The 3,937-nt window shown below is 62.7% G+C and carries 5 protein-coding genes and 1 pseudogene; all 6 read left to right on the top strand.

Annotated elements, in window-relative coordinates; genetic code table 11:
* The first annotated feature begins 99 nt into the window (after nt 1–99).
* The gene (locus R6U20_RS01770) at nt 100–621 is read left to right on the top strand and encodes a Uma2 family endonuclease (RefSeq protein WP_410336156.1); all 522 of its coding nucleotides are present in this window, start codon (nt 100–102) and stop codon (nt 619–621) included.
* Between the two features lie 6 nt (nt 622–627).
* Nucleotides 628–1,233, top strand: coding sequence for an imidazoleglycerol-phosphate dehydratase HisB (gene hisB, locus R6U20_RS01775; protein WP_410336157.1), 606 nt, complete (start codon nt 628–630; stop codon nt 1,231–1,233).
* 44 nt (nt 1,234–1,277) lie between these two features.
* The gene (proC, locus tag R6U20_RS01780) at nt 1,278–2,099 is read left to right on the top strand and encodes a pyrroline-5-carboxylate reductase (RefSeq protein WP_410336158.1); all 822 of its coding nucleotides are present in this window, start codon (nt 1,278–1,280) and stop codon (nt 2,097–2,099) included.
* Nucleotides 2,100–2,159: 60 nt separating this feature from the next.
* Nucleotides 2,160–2,789: an imidazole glycerol phosphate synthase subunit HisH gene (gene hisH, locus R6U20_RS01785; protein ID WP_410336159.1), complete on the top strand. Its 630-nt coding sequence runs from the start codon at nt 2,160–2,162 to the stop codon at nt 2,787–2,789.
* Between the two features lie 45 nt (nt 2,790–2,834).
* Nucleotides 2,835–3,629 carry a 1-(5-phosphoribosyl)-5-[(5-phosphoribosylamino)methylideneamino]imidazole-4-carboxamide isomerase gene (gene hisA / locus R6U20_RS01790; protein WP_410336160.1) on the top strand — a complete coding sequence of 265 codons (795 nt, stop codon included), beginning with the start codon at nt 2,835–2,837 and terminating at the stop codon, nt 3,627–3,629.
* 223 nt (nt 3,630–3,852) lie between these two features.
* Nucleotides 3,853–3,937 (top strand): annotated as a pseudogene (locus tag R6U20_RS01795) (imidazole glycerol phosphate synthase subunit HisF); the annotation flags it as partial.

Consider the following 3,937-nt stretch of genomic DNA (forward strand, 5'->3'; position numbering starts at 1 on the left):
TGAAAAGTGCCGAATCTGCCATGCCTGCAACGACCTCGCCCCCAGCCCCTCCCGATACCCGTCGTGCACCGAGCACGCTCCACGCCTACCGCTTCTCGCGTGCGCAGTATTGAGCGTATGGTGGATGCGGGCGTGTTCATTCCTGACCAGCAGGTGGAGTTGATTAACGGACAGATCGTGCCTATGAGTCCGCAGAACAGTCGCCATGCTGCCGTTACTACGCGCCTGCTACATCTGCTCATGGATACATGCCCCGAGGGCTATCACGTCCGCAGCCAGGTGCCCCTTGCATTGGGCTCCGCCTCCGAGCCTGAGCCGGATGTGATAGTTGTGCCCGGGTCGAACGAGCAGTACATTGATGGACATCCAACAACGGCTGCCCTCGTCGTTGAAGTCGCCGATACCCCGCTCGCCTACGACCGCGATGTGAAGCGCACGCTCTACGCCCGCCACGGCATCCCGACCTACTGGATTGTGAACCTATCGTCGTCGTGTGTCGAGGTGTATTTCGATCCAAAAGACGACGATTACGCCTCCAAACAGACCCGGCAGCGCAACGACAGCCTGGCGGTGCCGTTTGCCGAATCTACCATTGCCTGTTCCGACCTGCTCCCGAAGTAACCGCGTATGCCCACCGACTTTGCCCCCCGCACTGCCACCGTCAGCCGCACGACCAACGAAACTGACATCTCCGTCTCGGTCAACCTCGACCCTGAACAGGTCGAATACGAAAACGACACCGGGATCGGTTTTCTGGACCACATGCTCGACCTGTTCGCGCGCCACGGCGGGTTCTCGCTGGACGTAACCTGCGACGGCGATCTGTACGTCGACGACCACCACACCACCGAAGATGTAGCCATCACGCTGGGGCAGGCCGTCCGCGAGGCGCTTGGCGACAAGGCGCACATCGCCCGGTACGGACACGCCTACGTGCCGATGGACGAAACCCTGGCCCGCAGCGTCGTGGATCTGTCGGGGCGCTTTTACTGTCGGGTTGATGCGGACTTCGATCGCTCTACTGTGGGCGATCTCTCCACCGAAATGGTGCCGCACTTCTGGTACTCGTTTGCCGAGCACCTGCGCTGCAACTGGCACGTTACCGTGCTCTACGGATCCAACGCGCATCACAAGATCGAGGCGATGTTCAAGTCTGGGGCCCGGGCGCTCCGGACGGCTGTTCGCCGCGATGCCGCACAGGACAAAGTGCTCTCCACCAAAGGCACGATTTAGCCTACAGGCTGCCCCCTCTGTCTCCAAAACGACGACACGCCCCCATGTTCAACGACCACACCCTTGCCATTCTCGGCGCCGGAAGCATCGGCCAGGCGCTTCTGGGCGGACTCATCGGCGATCTACTTCCGCCGGAGCGCGTCATTGCCACGCGCCGTTCCGATGCCGGGCAAGCCGCCCTCCGCGACGCCTACCCCGACATCCACGTGACCAGCGATAACGCCGCGGCGGTTGAGGATGCTTCGATCGTGCTCATCGCGTGCAAGCCGTATCAGCGTGCCGAACTGTTCGAGGCCATTCGTCCCGTGCTCCACCCCGAGGCCCTTGTAATTTCGGTGCTTGCCGGAATTCACAGCGACACGCTTGCCCGCGAGCTCGACAGCACGAATCCCATTGTGCGCGCCATGCCTAACACGCCTGCGCTTGTGGATGCAGGGGCCACCGCTCTGGCCGCCGGGTCGACGGCAACCGAGACGCATCTCGACCTGGCCACAGCCATGTTCGAGGCCGTAGGCACCGCCGAGGTGGTGAGCGAAAAGCAGATGGACGCCGTCACCGGCCTGTCGGGCAGCGGCCCCGCCTACGTGTTCATGTTCATCGAAGCCCTCACCGATGCGGGTGTGCAGCAGGGACTGCCCCGCGACGTAGCGGCCCGGCTCTCCACGCAAACGGTCTTCGGCGCGGCCAAACTGACCCGCGACTCTGGCGAGCACCCCGCCATTCTCCGCGACGGCGTTACCACACCCGGTGGCACCGCCATTGCTGCGGTGTCGGAGCTGGAGGCACACGGCCTGCGCACTATGATCATCAACGCCGTAGAAACCGCCACCCGTCGCTCCCGCGAGCTGAACGAATCCAACGAATGAGCGAATGCCCGTCTGTTAGATCTACGTCCTCCCACGAATCTCACCCCCCCCACATCCCCTATGACGACCATCATCGACTACGGCATCGGCAATTTGCGCTCCATCGAGAAAGCCTTCGAGGCGGTCGGGGCCGATGTGGTGCGCACCGACGACGCCGACACCATTCTTAGCGCCGACCGCGTAGTGCTGCCGGGCGTCGGCGCGTTTGGCGCATGCATGACTGAAGTCGCCGCTCGCGAACTGACACCGGTAGTGCGCGAGGTCGTGTCAAAAGGTACGCCGTTTCTGGGCGTCTGCGTGGGGATGCAGATGCTCTTCAGCGAGGGCCACGAGCGCGGCACGTACGAGGGCCTCGACATCATGCCCGGCACTGTTGTGCACTTCAACGATGCCAAGAACGCTACCGACGCTATGTCCACGCACAAGGTGCCGCACATGGGCTGGAATACGCTTGATGTGCACCGCGAATCGCCGCTCTTGGCCAACATCAAACCCGGCGATTATGTCTACTTTGTGCACTCCTACCACGCGCAGGCCGAGCGCGATGCCGACGTGCTGGCATCCGCTTCATACGACCACGCCTTTCCCGCTATCGTGCAGCGCGACAACGTGTTCGGCGTGCAGTTCCACCCAGAGAAGAGCCACGCGGTGGGGTTGCAGTTGCTCAAAAACTTTGCCGCCCTTTCCTGATACAACCGGATCCATCCGGCTTTCCTCCCCACAGTCTCCCGCATTATGGCTCTTGTCATTCCCGCTATCGACCTGCGCGGCGGACGCTGCGTGCGCCTCCACCAAGGCTCGTACGACGACGAAACCGTCTACTTCGACGATCCTGTAAAGATGGCGAAGCTGTGGCGCGTGCAGAATGCGCGGGTGCTGCATGTGGTAGACCTGGATGCCGCCCGTGGCGACGAGAGCCCCAACCGCGAAGCCATTCGCGGCATCACCGATGCGCTGGACATCCCCGTGCAGATGGGTGGCGGCATCCGCTCGCTCGACGACATCGAGGCGGCGCTGGAGATGGGCGTGTATCGTGTCATCATTGGCACGGCTGCCGTGCGCAACCCGCCCATGATCAGCGAGGCGGTGGAGCGCTTTGGTCCGCAGCGCATTGTCGTCGGCATCGACGCACGCGACGGCGAGGCCCGCGTGCAGGGCTGGACCGAGGGCTCGGGCGTAGATGCGGTGGAACTGGCGCTCGACATGCAGGAGCGGGGGGTTTCGCGCATTGTGTACACCGACATCAGCCGCGATGGCACCATGGAGGGGCCCAACGTGCAGGCATATCGCACGATGGGCGCAGCGCTCTCAACGACGAAGGTAACCGCCTCGGGCGGCGTGGGAGCGCACAAAGACCTGCTTCGGATCCAGACGCTGGCGCGCTACGGTGTCGACTCGGTGATCGTAGGCAAAGCACTCTACGAAAACGTCTTTCCCTGCCAGCAATTCTGGGGCTGGAACCAAAAAGACGAGATCGACCTCGACACCTTCTCCACCGCCCCACTGCGTGATCCTTCGGTGTTGCAGTAACTCTTCCCCTTTCGGTAGTGGGTAGACGCCAAGTGATAGCTCCCCCCTGATAAAAAACCTTCCCTGGGGCGAACGGTCCTCCGTTCGCCGTCGCCAACCCCGCCGGAGACGTCCGCGCTGGAGGCGCTACCAGTCTCCGGCTACTGGCCTATTTCTTCCGTCACTTACGCATTGATCCGCTGCCTCCCTTTCCGTCCCCCACCCGTCCACCCCTCCAAACAACATGCCCTTAGCCAAACGCATCATTCCGTGCCTCGACGTCGATGAAGGCCGCGTCGTGAAAGGCGTCAACTTCGTGGATCTGGTCG

Source organism: Longimonas sp. (assembly GCF_046498435.1).
In the GTDB taxonomy this organism is placed as follows: Bacteria; Bacteroidota; Rhodothermia; order Rhodothermales; family Salinibacteraceae; genus Longimonas.